Consider the following 18588-nt stretch of genomic DNA (forward strand, 5'->3'; position numbering starts at 1 on the left):
CTCGGATGAGTCCTGAGTGGATTTTCTTGCCTGGGCGACCCTCATGCTATCCCCGGGCAGGACGATATATTGAGCCGCGGATAGTTTGAAAATCATCCGCTTGCAGTCATCGCGCTATGCTCTATGGGGATAGCCCGGACGTTCGATGTCAGGGGCTTGCGTCTAGCCGCCAAGGATACCAATCATGTTCAAAAATATGTCTATAGGTCAGAAGTTGAGCGCCGGTTTTGCCGTATTGGCCCTGCTTGTGGTGGGGCTGGCGTGGTTCTCCATCACTCAGCTGTCCCACCTTTATGCCGATACCGCCACCATCTCGGGCAACCTGTTGCCATCGACCCGTTATGCCAGCCAGATGCACGTGGCCATTCTCGATGCTCGTCGCTCCGAGCTTGCTCAGGTGATTGGTGGCCTCAACCAGGATCCGCAGGAGGTGAGCGAACGTACCGGGACCTTCAACAAGGCCAAGGATGAGTTCAACACCGCTGCGCAAAAATATGGTTCACTGCCGTTTAGCACGGACGAAGAGAAACAGACCTACGAGCAGTTGCTGGCCGCCGGTGCCAAGTATTTCGCCGTACATGAAGAGCTGATGGCGGCCTTTGCCAGCGGTGATCTGGATAAAGTGAAGAGCCTGCGTCGGAACGAAACCCGTGTCGCTCTGGAAGAGGCTGGGGCCAAATCCTATCGTCTGCGCGAGATCAACAACGAGCTTGCCGACAGCATGGTGAAGGCAGTTGCCGACCTCTACAGCAGCTCGCGCACCATGAGTATCATCGTCAGCCTCATCACCGTCTTGTTCGTGGTGGTGGTGGCCTGGTTGCTGACTGGCCAGATCCGCAACCCGGTCATGGCTATGCTGGAGCAGACCCGCAAGGTGGCAGCCGGCGATCTGGCGGCTCATCTTGATGCCAGCCAGTTCAACAATGACGAGCTGGGTCAACTGGCCAAGGGCTTTGGCGAGATGCAGAAAAACTTGCGCACTCTGGTCAGTGAAGTCTCCGGCTCCGTGGTGCAACTGAGCTCTGCGGCCGAAGAGATCAGTGCGGTTGCCCGTCAGTCCGCCAACAACATGAACAGCCAGCAGCACGAGCTGAACCAGCTGGCCACCGCCATGAACGAGATGCAGGCGACGGTGCAGGAGGTGTCCCGCAACACCAGCGATGCCGCCAGTGCCGCCAGCGCCGCCAGCAGCACCGCCGAGCTGGGGGCCCGCACCGTCAACGACTCCATCAAGCGTATTGAACAGGTGGCCGGTGCCATCGAGAGTACCGCCGTGGTGATCCGCCAGCTGGGGGACGATAGTCGTAACATCGGCATGGTGCTGGAGGTCATTCGTGGGATCGCCGAGCAGACCAACCTGCTGGCACTTAACGCCGCCATCGAGGCGGCCCGGGCCGGGGAACAGGGGCGCGGTTTTGCGGTGGTGGCTGATGAGGTGCGCACCCTGGCGAAACGGACCCAGGACTCCACCTCCCAGATCAACACCATCATTGCCGAACTGCAGCAGCGGGCCGAGCAGGCCGGCACCACCATGCAGCAAAGTCAGGACATGATGAACTCCACCGTCAGTACGGCGCGCGAGGCGGGGGCGTCCATCTCCGAGATCAGCGGCTCGGTGGAGAGCATATCCCACATGAACATCCAGATTGCGACCGCCACCGAAGAGCAGGGGGCGGTGAGTGAAGAGCTCAACCGCAACGTGGTCAATATCAGTCATGCCTCGGAAGAGGTGGCGGCCGGGGCAACCCAGATGGCGCAGGCCTGCAACGACCTGAACCATCTGGCCACCCAACTGCAGGAGCTGGTACGCCGCTTCCGGGTGTGATGAGGCGACGCTGACCCGACGGGCCCGGATCCGGGCCCGTTTTATTTATCCTCTGCGCATGGTCTGTCCAATCTCACCATCCCTTGTCCCTCCCGCCGTTCTTGGGCATGCTAATGGCCCCATTGGTTGGCAGGATTCTGGATGTATGAACCTTCGCGATCTCGAGTATTTGGTGGCGCTGGAAGAGGAGAAGCACTTTCGCAAAGCGGCGGAGCGCTGTTTCGTCAGTCAGCCGACCCTGAGCGGCCAGCTGCGCAAGCTGGAGGATGAGCTGGGGGTGATCCTGATCGAGCGCACCTCCCGCAAGGTGCTGTTTACCCCGGCTGGCGATGCCATGGCCCAGCAGGCTCGCAAGGTGCTCAAAGAGGTGCGCGAACTCAAGAGCATAGGCCAGCACTTTGCCGAACCCATGTCCGGCGAGATCCACATCGGCTTCATTCCCACCGTCGGCCCCTATCTGTTGCCCCACATCATCCAGGATCTGCGCGAACATTTTCCCAAGCTGGAGTTCTACCTCTATGAAGAGCAGACCCAGGTGTTGCTCAAACGGCTGGAAGAGGGGGAGCTGGACTGCCTGATCCTGGCCGAACTGGAGGGGATGGAAGGGTTTGGCTCCATCCCTCTCTATCAGGAGCCCATGTGGCTGGCGGTGCCCCAGCAGCATCCGGAGGCGAAGGCCAAGGCGGTGCCGCTCAGCAATCTCAAGGGCAAGAAGCTGCTGATGCTGGCCGATGGCCACTGTCTGCGGGATCAGGCGATGGGCTTCTGTTTTGCCGCCGGCATCGGCGAGGATCAGCGTTTCAAGGGCACCAGCCTGGAGACGCTGCGCAACATGGTGGCGGCCGGCAGCGGCATGACGCTGGTACCCAGGCTCGCGGTGCCTGCCAATACCGAAGAGGGCGGCGTCAGCTACCGGCCGGTGATCGATCCGGTACCGGGGCGTACCATAGCGCTGCTCTATCGCCACTACTCGGTGCGCCGACCCTGCTTCAACGAGCTGGCGGCCCGCATCTCGAGCCTGATGAAAAGCCTGCTCGGCTGACGACAACGCATTCGTGTTCACCAAAAGAAAACCGGCGCCTGGGCGCCGGTTTCTGTCTGCTGCGGTTGCTTAGAAGATATCGTCGGTGGAGACGGGGCCGTCAGTGTCCGAGCCATCGCCGCCATAGACCTGATTGCCATCCGAGCTCTGGGTGGCGAAGCGGGTCGGTTCGGTGCCTTCTTTGAAGTATTCGTCCGTGCTGCTGCCATCGGTGCGGTTGGTCAGCAGGCCGGTTTCACGGTCGATGCGCACCGTGATGATCCCTTCCGGTACCGGCATCTTGCGCTCGGGGATCTGTTTGAGCGCCGTCTTCATGAAGTCGATCCAGATGGGCTGGGCGGCGCCGCCGCCAAACTCGGCCCGGCCCAGGCCACGCTGGTGGTTGTCAAAACCGATCCAGGAGGTGGCGACCAGGTTCGGGGTATAGCCGGAGAACCAGGCATCGCGCGATTCGTTGGTGGTCCCGGTCTTGCCCGATATATCGTGGCGTTTGAGATCGCGAGCCGCCCGCCAGCCGGTGCCGCGCCAGCCATTGCCGCCCCAGATGGCGGTGGTCAGGGTATCGGTGACCAGGAAGGCGCTCTGGGCACTGATGGTCTGCGGCGCCATATTGTTGGGCACGACGGGATCGATGGGGCACTGGGCCTTCCAGTCGGGGGCCGTATTGGCATAGGCATCTGCGCTGTCCAGACCGGCGGCGGCCAGTACGCCACAATCACGGCAGGCGGCGGCCGGGTTGGCCTGATAGAGAGGCGCTCCGAAGCTGTCGGTCACCTCGGTAATGAAGTAGGGGGTGACCTGGAAGCCGCCGTTGGCCAGCACCGAATAGCCGCGCACCACTTCCAGCGGGGTGAACTCGGCCGCGCCCAGCGCCAGCGATTCGTTGGGCGAGATGGTGTCGCGGGCAAAGCCGAAGCGGGTGAGGCCGTCGATATAGGTATCCAGCCCGATGGCGCGCATCAGCCGCACCGACATCACGTTCTTCGACTTGGCAAGACCAAGGCGCAGCGGTGTGGGGCCGTCATAGATGGCCGGGGAGTTCTTGGGCTGCCACATGGGGCCCTTGGAGGGATCCCACTGGTTGATCGGCGCATCGTTGATGAGCGAGGCCAGGGTATAGCCCTGCTCCAGTGCGGTGGCATAAAGGAAAGGCTTGATGTTGGAGCCTATCTGGCGACGAGCCTGATCGACCCGGTTGAACTTGGACAGCTCGAAGCTGAAGCCGCCGACCAGCGCCTCGATGGCGCCATCCTGCGGATTCATGGCCACCAGGGCGGCGTTGACCTCGGGGATCTGGGAGAGCAGCAGCTCTTCACCCTTCTCCCGTACCCAGATCTGGGCGCCGACCTTGAGTACGTCACGTGCCGATTTCGGGGCAAAACTCTGGCGATCGTCGGTGATGAAAGAACGGGCCCACTTGATGCCGTTCCAGCCAAGCTCGGCCTGTTTGCCGTTTTTCAGCACTATGGTCGCGCTCTTGTCACCCAGCTTGGTGACCACGGCGGCCATCAGCGGCTGATAGGTCGGCTGCTTGGCCAGATGGGCCATGATCTTGTCGTAATCCCAGTCGGCCTCGCCGCTCTTCCACAGCTGGGCGGTCACCCCCTTGTAGCCATGGCGGGTGTCATAGTCGAACACGCCGTCGAGCAGAGCCTGACGGGCAGCCCGCTGGCGCTTGGCGGTGACCGTGGTGTAGACGTGCAGGCCCATGGTGTAGGCGTCTTCCCCAAACTGCTCCACCATCTTCTGGCGAACCATCTCGCCGAGATAGGGGGCGTTGAGGGTGGTCTCTGCTCCGTGATAACGGGCCTTGATCGGCATCTTGGAGGCTTCGTCATACTGGGCCTGGGTGATCTTGCCGGTTTCCAGCATGCGGCCCAGCACCACGTTGCGGCGGGCGAAGGCCCGTTCCGGCGAACGGATCGGGTTCAGCATGGAGGGGGCCTTGGGCAGACCGGCAATGATGGCGATCTCATCCAGAGTGAGCTCTTTCACCTCTTTGCCAAAGTAGACCTGGGCGGCGGCGCCGACCCCGAAGGCCCGATAGCCGAGCGGTATCTTGTTGAGGTAGAGCTGCAGTATCTCGTCCTTGGAGAGATTCTGCTCGATGCGCCAGGCCAAGAAGACCTCCTTGATCTTGCGCACCAGGGTCTTCTCGTTGCTCAGGAAGAAGTTGCGGGCAACCTGCTGGGTGATGGTACTGGCGCCCTGGCGTGCCTGGCCGGAAACGGCCCAGACGGTGGCAGCCCGCAGGATGCCGATGGGGTCGATGCCGGGGTGCTCGTAGAAGCGGGCATCTTCGGTGGCGAGCACCGCATCGATCATGGACTGGGGAATTTCATCCAGATGCAGGGGGATGCGACGAATTTCGCCAAATTGGGAGATCAATTCCCCATCCCGGCTGTACACCTTCATCGGGGTGGCCAGCTTGACGTCGCGCAGTGCGGTCACATCCGGCAACTGGGGCTTGATGTAGAAGTAGATACCGATGAGGCTGGCAACACCCAGCACAGCACCCAGCATCATGACAATAAACAGGCGTACGAGCCATTTCAGCATGGAAGAACTACCAATCGTCTTAAAATTAGCCAACGGGCGCAGAGTATAGCCCTTTTGCCTTCGTGAATTCGAGGTTTTCCTGACGATGGTCCGGCTCCTCGAGAAGAGGCGGGAGGTTAGCACTCTGCGACTCAATAACCAAGGGGAGGAGGGCGCGGCTCGGAAAGCGAGTTGCATCACTTTTCGGCATAAACTTTATGACATTGATAGATAGAGCATTTAGGATGAGTTAAGCCATCATCTTCTGATTAGCTGTCCTACAATCAATCCTAAAACCCATATAACGCATGGATGTGTATATGTTTGGGCTATTCAACAAGGGTTCTCTGCTTCCACTGGCAGGCATTGATTTTGGAAGTCAGACCATCAAGGCCGTGACCATCACCGGCCGTCCCGGCAAGCTGCACCTCGAGTCCGTGGCGGAGGTTGTCACTCCCAAAGGCACCCTGGTCGATTATCAGCTGCAGGATATCGAGCGGGTCGGCCAGTCTCTCAAGGGCCTCAAGCGCCTCATCTCGGGCAGCAGCCAGTACGTGGCTACTGCCGTCACCGGCTCCAACGTGATCACCAAGGTCATTCAGGTGGATGCCAGCCTGAGTGAAAGCGAGCTGGAAAATCAGGTCCAGCTTGAGGCCGAACAACTCATCCCTTTCCCCCTCGATGAAGTGAGCCTGGATTTCGAGATCCTGGGCAAGGTCGCCGATCAGGAGCGCCAGGAGGTGCTGCTGAGCGCGGCCCGCACCGAGAGCGTGAATGGTCGGGTCACCGCGCTGGCGGAAGCCGACATGACCACCAAGGTGGTGGATGTCGGGGCTCACGCCTTGGGGCGGGCGGTACTCGCCTGTCTGCCTGAGCTGCAGGAGTGGGACAAACCGGTCGGTGTCATCGACATCGGCGCCAGCGCCATGACATTTGCCGCGCTGGTGAAGGGGGAGGTGATCTACTCCCGCCTGCAAAATTTCGGCGGTGATCAATACAGTCAGGCGCTGGCCTCTTTCTACAGCCTCTCTCTGGATGATGCAGAGCAGGCCAAGCTGCAGGGCAAGTTGCCAGTTGATCACGAGCTGGATGTGTTGCTGCCCCACATGAATGCGTTGCTGCAGCAGGTGCGGCGCAACGTCCAGCTGTTTTGCAGCTCTTCCGGCCACCGGGAGCTCTCCAAACTGGTGTTGAGCGGAGGGGGCAGTTTGCTGCCCGGGTTGGCGGCTCAGATTGGCAACGAGCTCAGCTGCGAGGTGTTGCATCCCGATCCCTTTACCCTGTTCGGCAAACCCAAGGGAGAGGTCGCTGCCCATGGTGCCAAGTACATGACGGCGCTGGGTCTGGCATTGAGGAGCTTCACGCCATGTCAAATATAAACCTCCTTCCCTGGCGTGAAGCCAGGGCGCTGCGTCAGAAGAAGCAGTTCGGCGTCATGCTCGGTATCTTCATGGCCATCACGGCATCCCTCGGTTTTGCCGCCGACTGGCTGGTGGAACAGCAGATCGGCCATCAGCAGCAGCGCAACCAGCGTCTGCAGCAGGAGATGACCATACTCGATGCCCAGCTTGGCGAGATCCGTCTGCTCAAGGAGCGGCGCAAGGAGCTGATTGACCGCATGCAGCTGATCGAGCATCTGCAGATGCGTCGCAACCTGCCGGTTCGTCTGTTCAACCAGCTGCCTTCGTTGGTACCCAATGGGGTGTATCTCAACACGTTGGCCCTGCAGGACAACCGGATCGACGTGAACGGCAAGACCGAAGCCTATGGCAGGGTGGCCAGCATGATGCGTCGCATCGATGGTTCCGGCTGGCTGGGGCAGTCGCAGATCAGCACCATCTTTGCGGCCGATGTAGCACCAGTTTCGCTCAGCCAGTTTTCCATGATGTTCCAGGTCGCCGTGGCGGCTGGAGCCAGCCTCGACATGGCTAAGGGGCAGAAATGAACCTGCAACAGCTCAACGAACTGGATTTCAACAACATCGCCAGCTGGCCCAAACTGGCCAAGGGGATCTTCATCCTGTTCTTCTGCGCCCTGCTTGGGGGCGCCATCTATTACTACGTGATTGCCAAGTCGCTGACTCTGTTGACCCAGGAAACCGACAAGGAGGCGGAGCTCAAGTCACAGTTTGAGAGCAAGGCGATGCTGGCCGCCAATCTCGGTGCCTACAAGGCGCAGATGGTGCAGCTTGAACAACTGGTCGATACCCAGCTCAAACAGCTGCCCAATACCCATGAAGTGGCCGGGCTGCTGGATGACATCAGCTTTATCGCCACCGACAACGGCCTCAAGCTGAATCGCATCAACTGGGAGCCGGAGATCAAGCACGAGTTTTCCACTGAGCTGCCCATGCGAATAGAAGTGGTGGGCACCTATCATGAGATCGGCAAGTTCACGGCTGACATGGCGGCCTTGCCAAGGATCGTCATTCTGGAGTCGTTCACGCTGGGTCAGGGCAAGGAGCAGGATGACATGATCGCCATGTCGATGCTGGCCAAGACCTATAAATACAACGGCAAGACGGTGGAGCAGAAAAAATGAGGATACTCTGCGTTCTGTTGCCGGCATTGTTGCTGACGGCCTGCGGCGGTCAGGATGACATGGATAATTACGTGGCCGAGGTGAAGGCCAGAAAGCCGGTCCCCATTGAACCTCTTCCCGAAATAAAGCCCTTCTCTCCCATGGCTTATCATCTCAGTGATCAGCGCAGTCCCTTCATCGCTCCCCAGCCCGAGGCCAGCAGTGCCAAGACGGATGCCAAGGTGAAACCGGATTGCGCCCAGATCGTCGCCAACAGAGAGAAAGAGGTGCTGGAGAACTATTCATTGGCCAGCCTGAGCATGCAGGGTTCCCTTGGCAAGCAGGGGCAGCTGTGGGCCCTGATCAGAACGCCGGATGGTCAGTCCATCCGGGTGGGCCTCAACCAGCATATGGGGCTGGATCAGGGGCGGGTGATCAGGATCACTGACACTTATGTGGATTTGATTGAGACTATACCGGACGGCAAAGGATGCTGGGTGACTCGAGAAACCCAGCTGGGCATGGCCAATCTTGAAGCAAAACGATAATCAGGGATGAACTGCGATGAGAACAACAATAGGTAAGGCAACCAGAGTGGCCCTGCTGTTTTGCGTCGGTGCATGGGGCCAGGCCTGGGCGGTGGCCACCCTGCAGGAGGTCAAAGTCAATCCGCTGATGGCCGATCAACTGCTGCTGGAGCTGAGTTTCAGTGAACCGGTCAGCGGGTTTACCGATCGGCTCTCCTATGAACCCAACCAGTTGCTGCTGCATGTGCCGGGGGCGGTGGGGGCACTCAACGTGAATCCCCTGCCCATCAAGCAGCAGGGGGTGGATAACATCAAGGTAGAGGGCAAGGGGGCGGGTCTCGATATCAAGATTGCGCTCGATCAACTGACTCCCTATCAGGTGCACCAGCAGGGCAACAAGCTGTTGGTTGCGTTGGGGGACAAGGCGGCCATGCCGCTGCCAACCACGACCTCTTCCTCCGGGATGGTGGCTCCCCAGCCGAATTCGTCCGCCCTTATCAATACCCCGCCGGCAACCTCGTCGGCATTAATCAACAGCCAGCAGCTTGCCCGCCAGAGTGCCCCGGTGGCGGCGCCGGTTGCCAGCAAACCTGTATTGCCAACCCCGCAAACTTCGGCCAGTGGCGCTTACTTCAACTCCGTCAAAGGCGTGGATTTTCGACGTGGCAAGGACGGACAGGGGGAGTTTCTGGTGACGCTGGATAACAGCTCTGCCGCCGTGGACGTCAGCAGCCGCGGTCAGACTGTGCTGGCCAAGTTTCATGGCACCCGGGTTCCGGACGACCTGCTCAATCTGATCAATGTGCAGGATTTTGCCACCCCTGTTTCTCAGGTTGAGGTGTTTCGCCAAGGCAATGACACCCTGTTCGAGCTGTCGGTCAACGGCCAGTTTGATTATCGCTACGACCAGGCAGACAAGATGTTCATCGTCGAGGTGAAAAAACGCACCGCGGCGAGTGCCGGGAAGCAGTATCAGGGCAAACCAATCTCCCTCAATTTCCAGGATATTCCGGTCAGAACCGTGTTGCAGCTCATCGCGGACTTCAACAATCTCAACCTGGTGACCACGGACTCGGTGTCGGGCAACATCACCCTGCGGCTGGATGGGGTACCCTGGGAGCAAGCCCTCGACATCATCTTGAAGGTGCGTGGACTCGACAAGCGGCTCGACAACAACATTCTGCTGGTTGCACCGGCGGAAGAGATAGCCGCCCGTGAGAAACAGCAGCTGGAGAGCCGCAATCAGGTCGCCGATCTGGCCCCGCTCTACACCGAATACCTGCAGATAAACTATGCCAAGGCATCCGAGGTGGCGGCGCTGCTCTCGTCTGAAAGCACCAAGCTGCTCTCTGCCAAGGGGGCGGTGAGCGTGGATGAGCGGACCAACGTGCTGGTAGTCAAGGACACCGCCGACGTCATCAGCAGCATCAAGCGCATGCTGGATATTCTGGATATCCCGGTCAAGCAGGTGGTGATCGAAGCGCGCATGGTGACCATAGACGACGGTTTCGACGAGGCACTCGGGGTACGCTGGGGGGTGACCAAGAACGACGGTCACGGCAACAGTACCTCTGGTACCATCGAGGGCAATGACGGTTCCGGCAACAACAACGGTGGTTCGACCATTACCCGCCCCGGGGTGGACGATCGGTTGAACGTCAACCTGCCGGTGACCAACGCCGCCGGTACCCTAGCCTTCCAGGTGGCGCGGCTGGCGAACGGCACCTTGCTGGATCTCGAGTTGTCGGCACTGGAGAAGGAGAGCAAGGCCGAGATCATTGCCAGTCCACGGGTGACCACGGCCAACCAGAAGCCGGCGCTGATCGAACAGGGGACCGAGATACCCTATGTGGAGTCCTCTTCCAGTGGGGCTACCTCGGTCACCTTCAAAAAAGCTGTGCTGAGTCTCAAAGTGACACCACAGATCACCCCTGACAACAGGGTGATCCTGGATCTGACCGTGACCCAGGACACCAAGGGTGAAACCGTACCTACCGGTACCGGCGATGCCGTCTCCATCAACGCCCAGTCGATCACCACCCAGGTGCTGGTCAACAATGGCGAGACGCTGGTGCTGGGCGGTATCTATCAGCAGACCATTACCAACGATGTGACCAAGGTCCCCCTGCTGGGTGATATCCCGGGTCTGGGGGTGCTGTTTCGCAAGACGACCAGCGCGAACAAAAAGCGGGAGCTGCTGATTTTCGTGACACCGAAGATAGTCACCGAGACTTTCTGAAGACTTTACATGTGAAGGTAAAACACATATAACCTTACGCCCCAATGAGGCTGGGGCGTAAGGGCTGCGGTTGCCAGTCCTGATTTCTATTGAGATAATCCCCCTCCTGATCCATCGCAAGATAAGGTTCATAGGTACCCCGATCGAGAGTTTGTCGGGGTCGTACAGTTTGTAATTACTAACGAAAAGACATGGCTGAGAAACGCAATATTTTCCTGATAGGTCCCATGGGTGCGGGCAAGAGCACCATAGGTAGACATCTGGCAGAACAACTGCATATGGAGTTTTTCGACTCAGATCATGAGATTGAGCGCCGCAGTGGTGCCGATATCGGCTGGGTGTTCGATGTTGAAGGCGAAGAGGGTTTCCGGATCCGCGAAGAGAAGGTCATTGGTGACCTTTCCGAACAGCAGGGTATCGTGCTGGCAACGGGTGGCGGTGCCATCAAGAGCCGTGAAACACGCAACAAACTCTCTGCTCGCGGCATTGTGGTGTACCTCGAGACCACCATTGAGAAGCAGCTGGCCCGGACGCAACGTGACAAACGTCGCCCGCTGCTGCAAACCGAAGAGCCGCCGCGCGAAGTACTCGAGCGTCTGGCACAAGAGCGCAACGCCCTGTACGAAGAAGTGGCTGACTTTGTCATCCAGACCGATGACCAGAGCGCAAAAGTTGTTGCCAATCAAATCGTCAAGTTGATCGGCATGTAATCAAGAGGACGTCCATGGAAAGGTTGAAGGTCGAACTGGGTGAACGCAGCTATCCCATCGAGATAGCGGCAGGTCTGTTGCAGCATGCAGAGGTGCTGACGCAAACCATCAAGGGCAAGCGGGTCATGATAGTGACCAACACCGTTGTCGCCCCCTTGTATCTTGAGCGCATTACCCAGCTGCTATCCGGTTATCAGGTTGAACACCTGATCATGCCGGATGGCGAGGCCTACAAGAACCTGGCAACCTTCGAGCGGATCATGTCCGCTCTGCTGGAAACCAACCATGGCCGTGATACCACTCTGATCGCCCTGGGGGGCGGTGTGATAGGTGACGTGGTCGGCTTTGCTGCGGCAAGCTACCAGCGTGGCATTCCTTTCATTCAAGTGCCTACCACACTGCTCTCCCAGGTTGACTCCTCCGTCGGCGGCAAGACCGCCGTCAACCATCCTCTCGGCAAGAACATGATCGGGGCCTTCTATCAGCCCAGACACGTGGTCATCGACACCGAGTGCCTTCAGACCCTGCCTGCCCGTGAATTCGCCGCCGGCATGGCCGAGGTGATCAAGTACGGCATCATCTGGGATGTCGAATTTTTCTGCTGGCTCGAAGCCAACATGTCCCGTCTGCAGGCGCAGGAGCCGGCCGCGCTGGCCTATGCCATCCGCCGCTGCTGTGAAATCAAGGCCGACGTGGTCGGTCAGGACGAGACCGAGCATGGCGTGCGTGCCCTGCTCAACCTGGGTCATACTTTCGGCCATGCCATCGAAGCCGAAAAAGGCTACGGCAACTGGCTGCACGGCGAAGCCGTGGCGGCGGGCACCATGCTGGCTGCCTGGACCGCACAGGCCCGTGGCGATGTAACCGAGCAGGACGTAGCCCGTATCCGGGCGCTGCTCCTGGCAGCCAATCTGCCGGTACAGGCCCCGCCCGAGATGGATTTTGCCGCCTTCATTCGCCACATGCGTCGCGACAAGAAGGTGCTGGAAGGCAAACTGCGTCTGGTGCTGCCGGTTGGCATCGGTCATGCCCAGGTGGTGGCCGATGTCTCCGATGCTGAACTGCTGGCGGTGATCGAGTCTGGTCGTGACAAATAAACTGCTGAAGCTTCCTTCCCAGCGGCAGCTGGTTGACCGGCTGCTGCATCTGATTGAATTCAATCATCCTTTCATTTTTCTTTCCGGCAAACCCGGTAGTGGTCGCGGCACTTTGTGCCAGGACATGCTCGATCGTCTGCCTGAAAAAGTCCGCGTCGCCAGTCTGATCGGCACTCCGGCCATGAAGATGGTGGACGTGCGTCAGCTGTTGCTGCCCCAGGTGGTGGCCCGCCCGCTGTTCAATCCACAGGATGCGCTGGCAGACAGCTTCTTTCGCATGCTGGAGGGCAAACCGGCCACATTGCTGCTGCTGATCGAACGGGCAGACGAGCTGCCGGCCGAACTGGTTGGCGAGCTGTGGAGTCTGTGCCGCCACAACGACACCCTGGCCGTACCCCATCAGCTGGCGATCATGGTGTCCGGCAGTGACGTCTGGTGTCGCACCCAGAAGGCGTTGCTCAAAGGGCGTGCCATGCCGGCACTGGAGCTGGAAGTCGCGCCGCTGAGCGCCCCTGAACAACGTATCTTCTTGTATGAGAAGGCCAAAGAGCTCAAGATCCCGACAGCCCTCTTGCCCAAGCCGAAAGTGGAAGAGATCCTGAAAGTGGCGAATGGACATCCGTCCACCATCATGCAGTTACTGGAGGATATCATGACCGACAGAAGGCCCAAGAAACGTCAGGCCGAGTTGCCCGTCAAGAAGATTGCGACCCTGCTGGCACTGGTTGCCGGCGGCCTGTTGGCCCTGAGTTATCTGCTGCCGGCCCTGTTCAGCAGTGACGACAAAGGGGCCGTGTCTGAACCCGCCCAGAGCACGGCGCTGCCGATCCCCGTGTCGGGTGGCGATCCGCTCACCGTCGGCGGCAGCAACAGTAGCCAGAACGACAATCAGAGTGTGAACAATGATGGTGCCGCCACCAATCAGGGTGGTGTGGTTCGTGACTGGCAGCCCGATGCCAAGGCCTTGCCCAAGGCGGTGGAGAGCGACACGGTTACCACCGAATCGACCAACTACGAGGGGCGCCGGGTGGTGATCTCCGACGAGGTGGTCGAGAAGCTGATGAAGCAGCCCAACGTCAGCGGGGCCCTGCCCACGGCGGTGGTGGATGAGCTGACCGGTGCCGATTCCCGGGCGGCAGCCACCCAGGATGCGCCAGCCAGGCAGGCGGCCACACCCAATGCCACCGCCCAGCCGGCAACAGCCGCCAAGGCCCAGCCCGTGCAGGCTACCAGCAAGCCGGTGGTCAAACCGGCCGCCGCCGAGCCGGTGGCGACTCCTGCACCCAAGGTGGCGCTGACTCCCGCCGCCACCCTGAACAAGAAGCCGCGCAGCCACTACAGCATCCAGCTGATGGGGGCGAGCAACACCAAGGCGGTTGACAAGTTCGTGGCCGAAAATGGCCTTGCCGGCAAGATCTGGGTCTATCAGACCCAGTTCCGCGGCAGCCCCTGGTACGTGGTGTTGCAGGGGGACTACGCCAGCAGCAACCAGGCCAAGGCCGCCATTCGCAAGCTGTCGCCCGCCTTGCTGAAGGGTCAACCCTGGCCCAAGTCGTTTGCGCAGGTACAAAAAGAGTTGAAGCAATAGCCATTTTGGCCGGGAAGGGGGTAGAATCGTCCCCCTTTTTTGGTCGATGCCTTCTTAACACCGGATTTCCATGAAAAAAACACGCGCTTTTTTAAAATGGGCCGGGGGAAAATACTCCCTGGTTGAAGAGATTGCCGAGCGTTTGCCGGCCGGGCGTGTGTTGCTGGAGCCCTTCGTCGGGGCCGGGTCCGTGTTTCTCAACACCGACTACGACGCCTATGTGCTCAACGACATCAATCCGGATCTGATCGGGCTTTACAACCACCTCAAGCAGACGCCGGACAGCTTCATCGCCGAGGCGCGCAAGCTGTTCGTGGCCGAGCACAACCACAAGGTCGCCTACTACCGGCTGCGTACCCAGTTCAATCAGGCCGATACCAGTTTCGAACGTGCTCTGCTGTTCCTGTTTCTGAATCGGCACGGTTTCAACGGCCTGTGCCGTTACAACAAGAAAGGGGGCTTCAACGTCCCGTTCGGTTCCTACAAGAAACCCTATTTCCCGGAAAAAGAGCTGTGGGCCTTCGCCGAGAAGGCGCAGAAGGCGACCTTCATCTGTGAAAGTTATGCCGACGCCATCCAGCGCGCCGAAGAGGATTGGGTCATCTATTGCGATCCGCCCTATGCGCCGCTCTCCACCACGGCGAGCTTCACCACCTATTCGGCCGGCGGCTTTACCCTGGACGATCAGGCCGTGCTGGCTAGGCTGGCCCGCCACACCGCGGCCCGCAAAGGGGTGCCCGTGCTCATCAGCAACCACGACATCGAGCTGACCCGCGAACTCTATCGCGGTGCCCGCCTCGACGAGATCCTGGTCAAGCGCACCATCAGCCGCAACGGTGGCACCCGCAACAAGGTGGCCGAGTTGCTGGCGCTCTATCCGCCCGGCATCGAGCCGGAGCAGGGCTACTACCCGAGCGATGCCGAACTGGCGCCACTCGGCTGAGACAGACGGCACCCTGGGTGCCGTTTATATTCCAGTATTTCGGTTTGAAAATATGGTAAGCACACTTATCTCCGACTTCGATGGGACAAGGTGCGAAGCGAACACAGCGTGATAACTGGTCGATCAGATTGAAAAAGTGAGTGGACCTGCTGACAGGCTCAAACCTGTTATGACATTCAGGGAAGCTTGGCCGTTTTGGTGTGGTTGCATAAACACGATCAGCAAGATTGGAGTCATGGCTCTCTCTGTGCGCCGAAAGGCTCACTGCTGCGCCTGACATACACCCGAACAGCGAATCAAAAACTCACTCAGTGATCGATTCGGATGAGTCAGAAGGCCCAAATTTTTAATTGATGCAGGGACCGAGGACAGGACCATACCTGGTTGAAAGTCGGTACCGGACATTGACCGAACACCATCTACTGAGCTAGCCCAGACGGGCTTATAACAAGGCAATGCACAGTTTTCACTGCTTTCATTGTTCCCTTTTCGTGTTCAAGTCGATTAGTGCTGGTTTCAAACCCTCTGGGGCTGCGACTCGGAAGTGACGTTTTGCTGATGGAGTGTTTTTTTGGATTGAGGTTGGTGACCCTGTGGCGCAGTGAGGTTTCATTGGTATTGGTGAAAGGCTGGCCTGGGGACTGAATTTTTCTGATCGAGTACTTGGAAACCATGGATACGGCTTTCAGCTTGAATTCGACAGTGGATGAGCGACGTAATCTTGTCATTGGGTACCAGAGGTCAGGATGGTGACTTTACCACCTAAACTTATGAGTTGCAGGAAAAGGAAGAGGGGAAATAGGTATCAAAAGGTCTAGGCATCATTGAAGAAGCTCCCCGCGGTTATGATCTGCCTTAAAGTTGTTTTTCCAACACGTGATTAGGACTGTACCAAGAAAAACGCCCCGCTGGGCGGGGCGTGGTGATGGGGATGTCAGTCGCGGGGGGTCTTGAGCGCCTCAATCACATCGTCATTGGGGGCCAGCCCCTCCACGTGATTGAAGTTCTCCACCCCCTCCTGTGGGTTGAGGGTGAAGGCGTCGGCGCTCAGGTAGCTGCCGCTGCCGGCACTCTCGACCACGACGATGAGCTCGGGCTGCTTGTCGCCGTTGAGATCCAGCAGCTTGAGCTCCTTGATGCTGCCATCGCGCGGCAGCACCTTGCCGTCGATGAACTGATCCAGCGGGAACTGGGGGTTGGTGCCGGAGTAGAGGCGCACGTCGTAGCTGCCGGTGGAGGCAGGTTCGCCGCGCCCTTCGCTGACGGTCACTACCTGGCCTGAGGGGAGCGTCAGCTGTTTGAAGAACCCGTCCGCCGCCTGGCTGGCGAGGGGCAGGGTGAGCAGGCCGAGTGTCATGAGCAAGGCTTTCATCGGTTTGACCCTTGTTACTGCGGTGGCGGTTGCCCGCCACCTGTGTTGCTGTGCGGATCGGCCGGGCAGCCCCCGCCGGTTCGCGTCATCCGCCCCTCAGCGGGGCCGTCATTACCAGATCTTGACCCGTTTGGCCGGGTCCAGATAGAGCTTGTCACCTGGCTGGATGTTGAACGCCTCGTAGAAGGCGGGGATGTTCGGCACCACGCCGTTGACCCGGTACTCGGGTGGCGAGTGGGGATCCGAGGCGAGCAGCATCTGCATCAGCTCGGGGCGATACATGCCCTTCCACACCTGAGCCCAGCCGAGGAAGAAGCGCTGCTCGCCGGTGAAGCCATCCAGCACCGGGGCCTCCTTGCCATCCAGCGACAGCAGATAGGCCTTGTGGGCTATGGTGAGGCCGCCCAGATCGCCGATGTTCTCCCCCAGGGTGAACTGGCCGTTGACGAACTGCCCTGCGATGGGCTCGAAGCGGTTGTACTGGGCCACCAGCCGGCTGGTGCGGAAGCGAAACTCCTTGAGATCGGTTGGCGTCCACCAGTCGCGCATCACGCCGTCACCGTCGGATTTGGCCCCCTGATCATCAAAACCGTGGCCCATCTCGTGACCGATCACCCCGCCGATGGCACCGTAGTTGACGGCGTCATCCGCCTGCATGTCGAAGAAGGGGGGTTGCAGGATGGCAGCCGGGAAGACGATCTCGTTGTTGCTCGGGTTGTAGTAGGCGTTCACCGTCTGCGGCGACATGTGCCACTCGTCTCTGTCCACCGGCTTGCCGAGGCGCGCCAGGTTGTCGGCGTATTCGAAGGCGCGGGCGCGCTGCAGGTTGCCCACCAGATCGTCGGCGCGGATCGCGATGGCGCTGTAATCCTTCCATTTGTCCGGGTAGCCGATCTTGGGGCGGAACTTGGCGAGTTTCTCTTTGGCCTGGGCCTTGGTGGCTGGCGACATCCAGTCCAGCTCCTCGATGCTCTGGCCGTAGGCGGTGCGCAGGTTCTCCACCAGCTGCTCCATGCGGGCCTTGGCCTGGGGCGGGAAGTAGCGCTCCACGTAGAGCTTGCCGACCGCCTCGCCCAGATGATCGTCCAGCACGCCGAGGGCCCGCTCCCAGGGGGCGCGCTGCTTGGGCGTGCCGCTCAGGGTGGTGCCGAAGAAGGCGAAGTTCTGGGCATCGGTCTGGCTGTCGAGGTAGGGGGCGTAATCGGTGATGAGCTGCCACTTGAGGTAGGCTTGCCAGTCGCCGATCGGGGTCTGCTTCATCACCTCGTTCAGGGCCGCGAGATAGCTCGGCTGGCCGATGACCAGGCTCTGCTGGCCGGCGAGGCCGGCTTGGCTCAGGTAGGCGTCCCAGTCGATGGCGGGGGCGAGGCGTTTGAGCTCGCTCTGAGGCCCCTTGTTGTAGTTCTTCTCCCGATCCCGCAGGTTGACGTTGTCCCACTGGATCTTGGCGAGTTTGCTCTCGAGGGCCAGTACCCGCTTGGCCTTGGCAGCGGCATCCGGCTCGCCGAAGCGGCCCAGCATGGTGGCGATGTGCTGCTCGTATTTCTTGAGCAGCGCCTGGCTGGCGGCATCCGTCTTGAGGTAGTAGTCCCGATCCGGCAGGCTGAGGCCGGCCTGGTAGAGGTAGACCGCATAGCTGTCCGGGGCCTTGGCGTCGGCGTCTATCCAGAAGCCGAAGGGGGCGCCGCCGCCGTTGCGACCGCTTTGGGCGAAGGCGCGGGCGAGATCCTGGCTGCTCTTGATCTGCTCGATCTCGCTCAGCATGGGCAGCAGGGGCGTGGTGCCCTTGGCATCCCGGGTCGCCTGATCCAGATAGCTGTGGTAGAGGTCGCGGATCTGCTGGGCCTGGGTGCCGGCGGCGGCCTTGCCATCCAGCCCTTCCACCAGCACCCGCACGTCCGCCAGGGACTTGTCCCGCAGCAGGTAGAAGGCGCCGTCGGCGGGCCTGTCGTCCGGGATCTTGGCGGTGGTCAGCCAGTGGCCGTTCACGTAGCGGAAGAAGTCATCGCCGGGTTTGACGCTGGTGTCCATGTTGGCCAGCGCGAGGCCTGAGTGCTTGCTGCTGGTATCCGGCGCCTGACTGCAGCCTGCCAGCAGGGCCAGCCCGATGAGGCCGGCCAGTATGCTTTTCTTATTGTTCATTTTTTGATTCCAATTCGGGTTATACGGCTTCCTTGCCCACGCAGG

The 18588-nt window shown here is 60.0% G+C and carries 14 protein-coding genes and 1 pseudogene; 12 read left to right on the forward strand and 3 right to left on the reverse strand.

Annotated features, from left to right (window positions below; all coding sequences use genetic code 11):
• Nucleotides 1-184 precede the first annotated feature (184 nt).
• Together BN1143_RS03825 and oxyR are read left to right on the forward strand one after the other, a co-directional pair.
• Nucleotides 185-1825, forward strand: a complete 1641-nt coding sequence (locus BN1143_RS03825; RefSeq protein ID WP_042049719.1) for a methyl-accepting chemotaxis protein — start codon at nucleotides 185-187, stop codon at nucleotides 1823-1825.
• A 145-nt stretch (nucleotides 1826-1970) separates the two neighbouring features.
• Nucleotides 1971-2867, forward strand: coding sequence for a DNA-binding transcriptional regulator OxyR (oxyR, locus tag BN1143_RS03830; RefSeq protein WP_010633192.1), 897 nt, complete (start codon nucleotides 1971-1973; stop codon nucleotides 2865-2867).
• 69 nt (nucleotides 2868-2936) lie between these two features.
• On the opposite strand, the gene BN1143_RS03835 is transcribed toward oxyR, so the two are convergent.
• Nucleotides 2937-5426: a penicillin-binding protein 1A gene (locus tag BN1143_RS03835; protein ID WP_042049720.1), complete on the reverse strand. Its 2490-nt coding sequence runs from the start codon at nucleotides 5424-5426 to the stop codon at nucleotides 2937-2939.
• Nucleotides 5427-5713: 287 nt separating this feature from the next.
• On the opposite strand from BN1143_RS03835, the gene tapM reads away from it, so the two are divergent.
• From tapM to BN1143_RS22900, 10 genes and pseudogenes are all read left to right on the forward strand, one after another.
• Complete coding sequence (tapM, locus tag BN1143_RS03840) at nucleotides 5714-6784, forward strand: PilM family type IVa pilus assembly protein TapM (RefSeq protein WP_082038421.1); 1071 nt, start codon at nucleotides 5714-5716, stop codon at nucleotides 6782-6784.
• Nucleotides 6772-7350 (forward strand): PilN family type IV pilus biogenesis protein TapN, encoded by a 579-nt coding sequence (gene tapN, locus BN1143_RS03845; RefSeq protein WP_017781609.1) that lies wholly within the window; start codon nucleotides 6772-6774, stop codon nucleotides 7348-7350. The genes tapM and tapN overlap by 13 nt, the downstream gene beginning before the upstream one ends.
• Nucleotides 7347-7946, forward strand: coding sequence for a PilO family type IV pilus biogenesis protein TapO (tapO, locus tag BN1143_RS03850; RefSeq protein ID WP_005298374.1), 600 nt, complete (start codon nucleotides 7347-7349; stop codon nucleotides 7944-7946). The genes tapN and tapO overlap by 4 nt, the downstream gene beginning before the upstream one ends.
• Nucleotides 7943-8473, forward strand: coding sequence for a pilus assembly protein PilP (locus BN1143_RS03855; protein ID WP_005298376.1), 531 nt, complete (start codon nucleotides 7943-7945; stop codon nucleotides 8471-8473). The genes tapO and BN1143_RS03855 overlap by 4 nt, the downstream gene beginning before the upstream one ends.
• Nucleotides 8474-8489: 16 nt before the next feature.
• A complete protein-coding gene (locus tag BN1143_RS03860; RefSeq protein WP_042049722.1) occupies nucleotides 8490-10691 on the forward strand; it encodes a type IV pilus secretin PilQ in 2202 nt (733 codons plus the stop codon).
• A 191-nt stretch (nucleotides 10692-10882) separates the two neighbouring features.
• A complete protein-coding gene (gene aroK, locus BN1143_RS03865) occupies nucleotides 10883-11401 on the forward strand; it encodes a shikimate kinase AroK (protein WP_005298388.1) in 519 nt (172 codons plus the stop codon).
• A gap of 14 nt (nucleotides 11402-11415) precedes the next feature.
• Nucleotides 11416-12498 (forward strand): 3-dehydroquinate synthase, encoded by a 1083-nt coding sequence (gene aroB / locus BN1143_RS03870; protein WP_042049724.1) that lies wholly within the window; start codon nucleotides 11416-11418, stop codon nucleotides 12496-12498.
• On the forward strand, nucleotides 12488-14086 hold the full coding sequence (locus tag BN1143_RS03875; protein WP_042049725.1) for an SPOR domain-containing protein: 1599 nt from the start codon (nucleotides 12488-12490) through the stop codon (nucleotides 14084-14086). Before aroB ends, BN1143_RS03875 begins: the two co-directional genes overlap by 11 nt.
• Before the next feature lie 70 nt (nucleotides 14087-14156).
• Complete coding sequence (locus BN1143_RS03880) at nucleotides 14157-15029, forward strand: Dam family site-specific DNA-(adenine-N6)-methyltransferase (RefSeq protein WP_042049726.1); 873 nt, start codon at nucleotides 14157-14159, stop codon at nucleotides 15027-15029.
• 80 nt (nucleotides 15030-15109) lie between these two features.
• A pseudogene (locus BN1143_RS22900) lies at nucleotides 15110-15272 on the forward strand (IS3 family transposase); the annotation flags it as partial.
• 691 nt (nucleotides 15273-15963) lie between these two features.
• Here BN1143_RS22900 and BN1143_RS03885 read toward each other — a convergent pair.
• Together BN1143_RS03885 and BN1143_RS03890 are read right to left on the reverse strand one after the other, a co-directional pair.
• A complete protein-coding gene (locus BN1143_RS03885) occupies nucleotides 15964-16401 on the reverse strand; it encodes a PliI family lysozyme inhibitor of I-type lysozyme (RefSeq protein ID WP_005303404.1) in 438 nt (145 codons plus the stop codon).
• 111 nt (nucleotides 16402-16512) lie between these two features.
• Nucleotides 16513-18543 (reverse strand): M13 family metallopeptidase, encoded by a 2031-nt coding sequence (locus BN1143_RS03890; RefSeq protein ID WP_042049727.1) that lies wholly within the window; start codon nucleotides 18541-18543, stop codon nucleotides 16513-16515.
• Between the last annotated feature and the right edge of the window lie 45 nt (nucleotides 18544-18588).

The organism is Aeromonas dhakensis, from assembly GCF_000820305.1.
Lineage (GTDB): Bacteria > Pseudomonadota > Gammaproteobacteria > Enterobacterales > Aeromonadaceae > Aeromonas > Aeromonas dhakensis.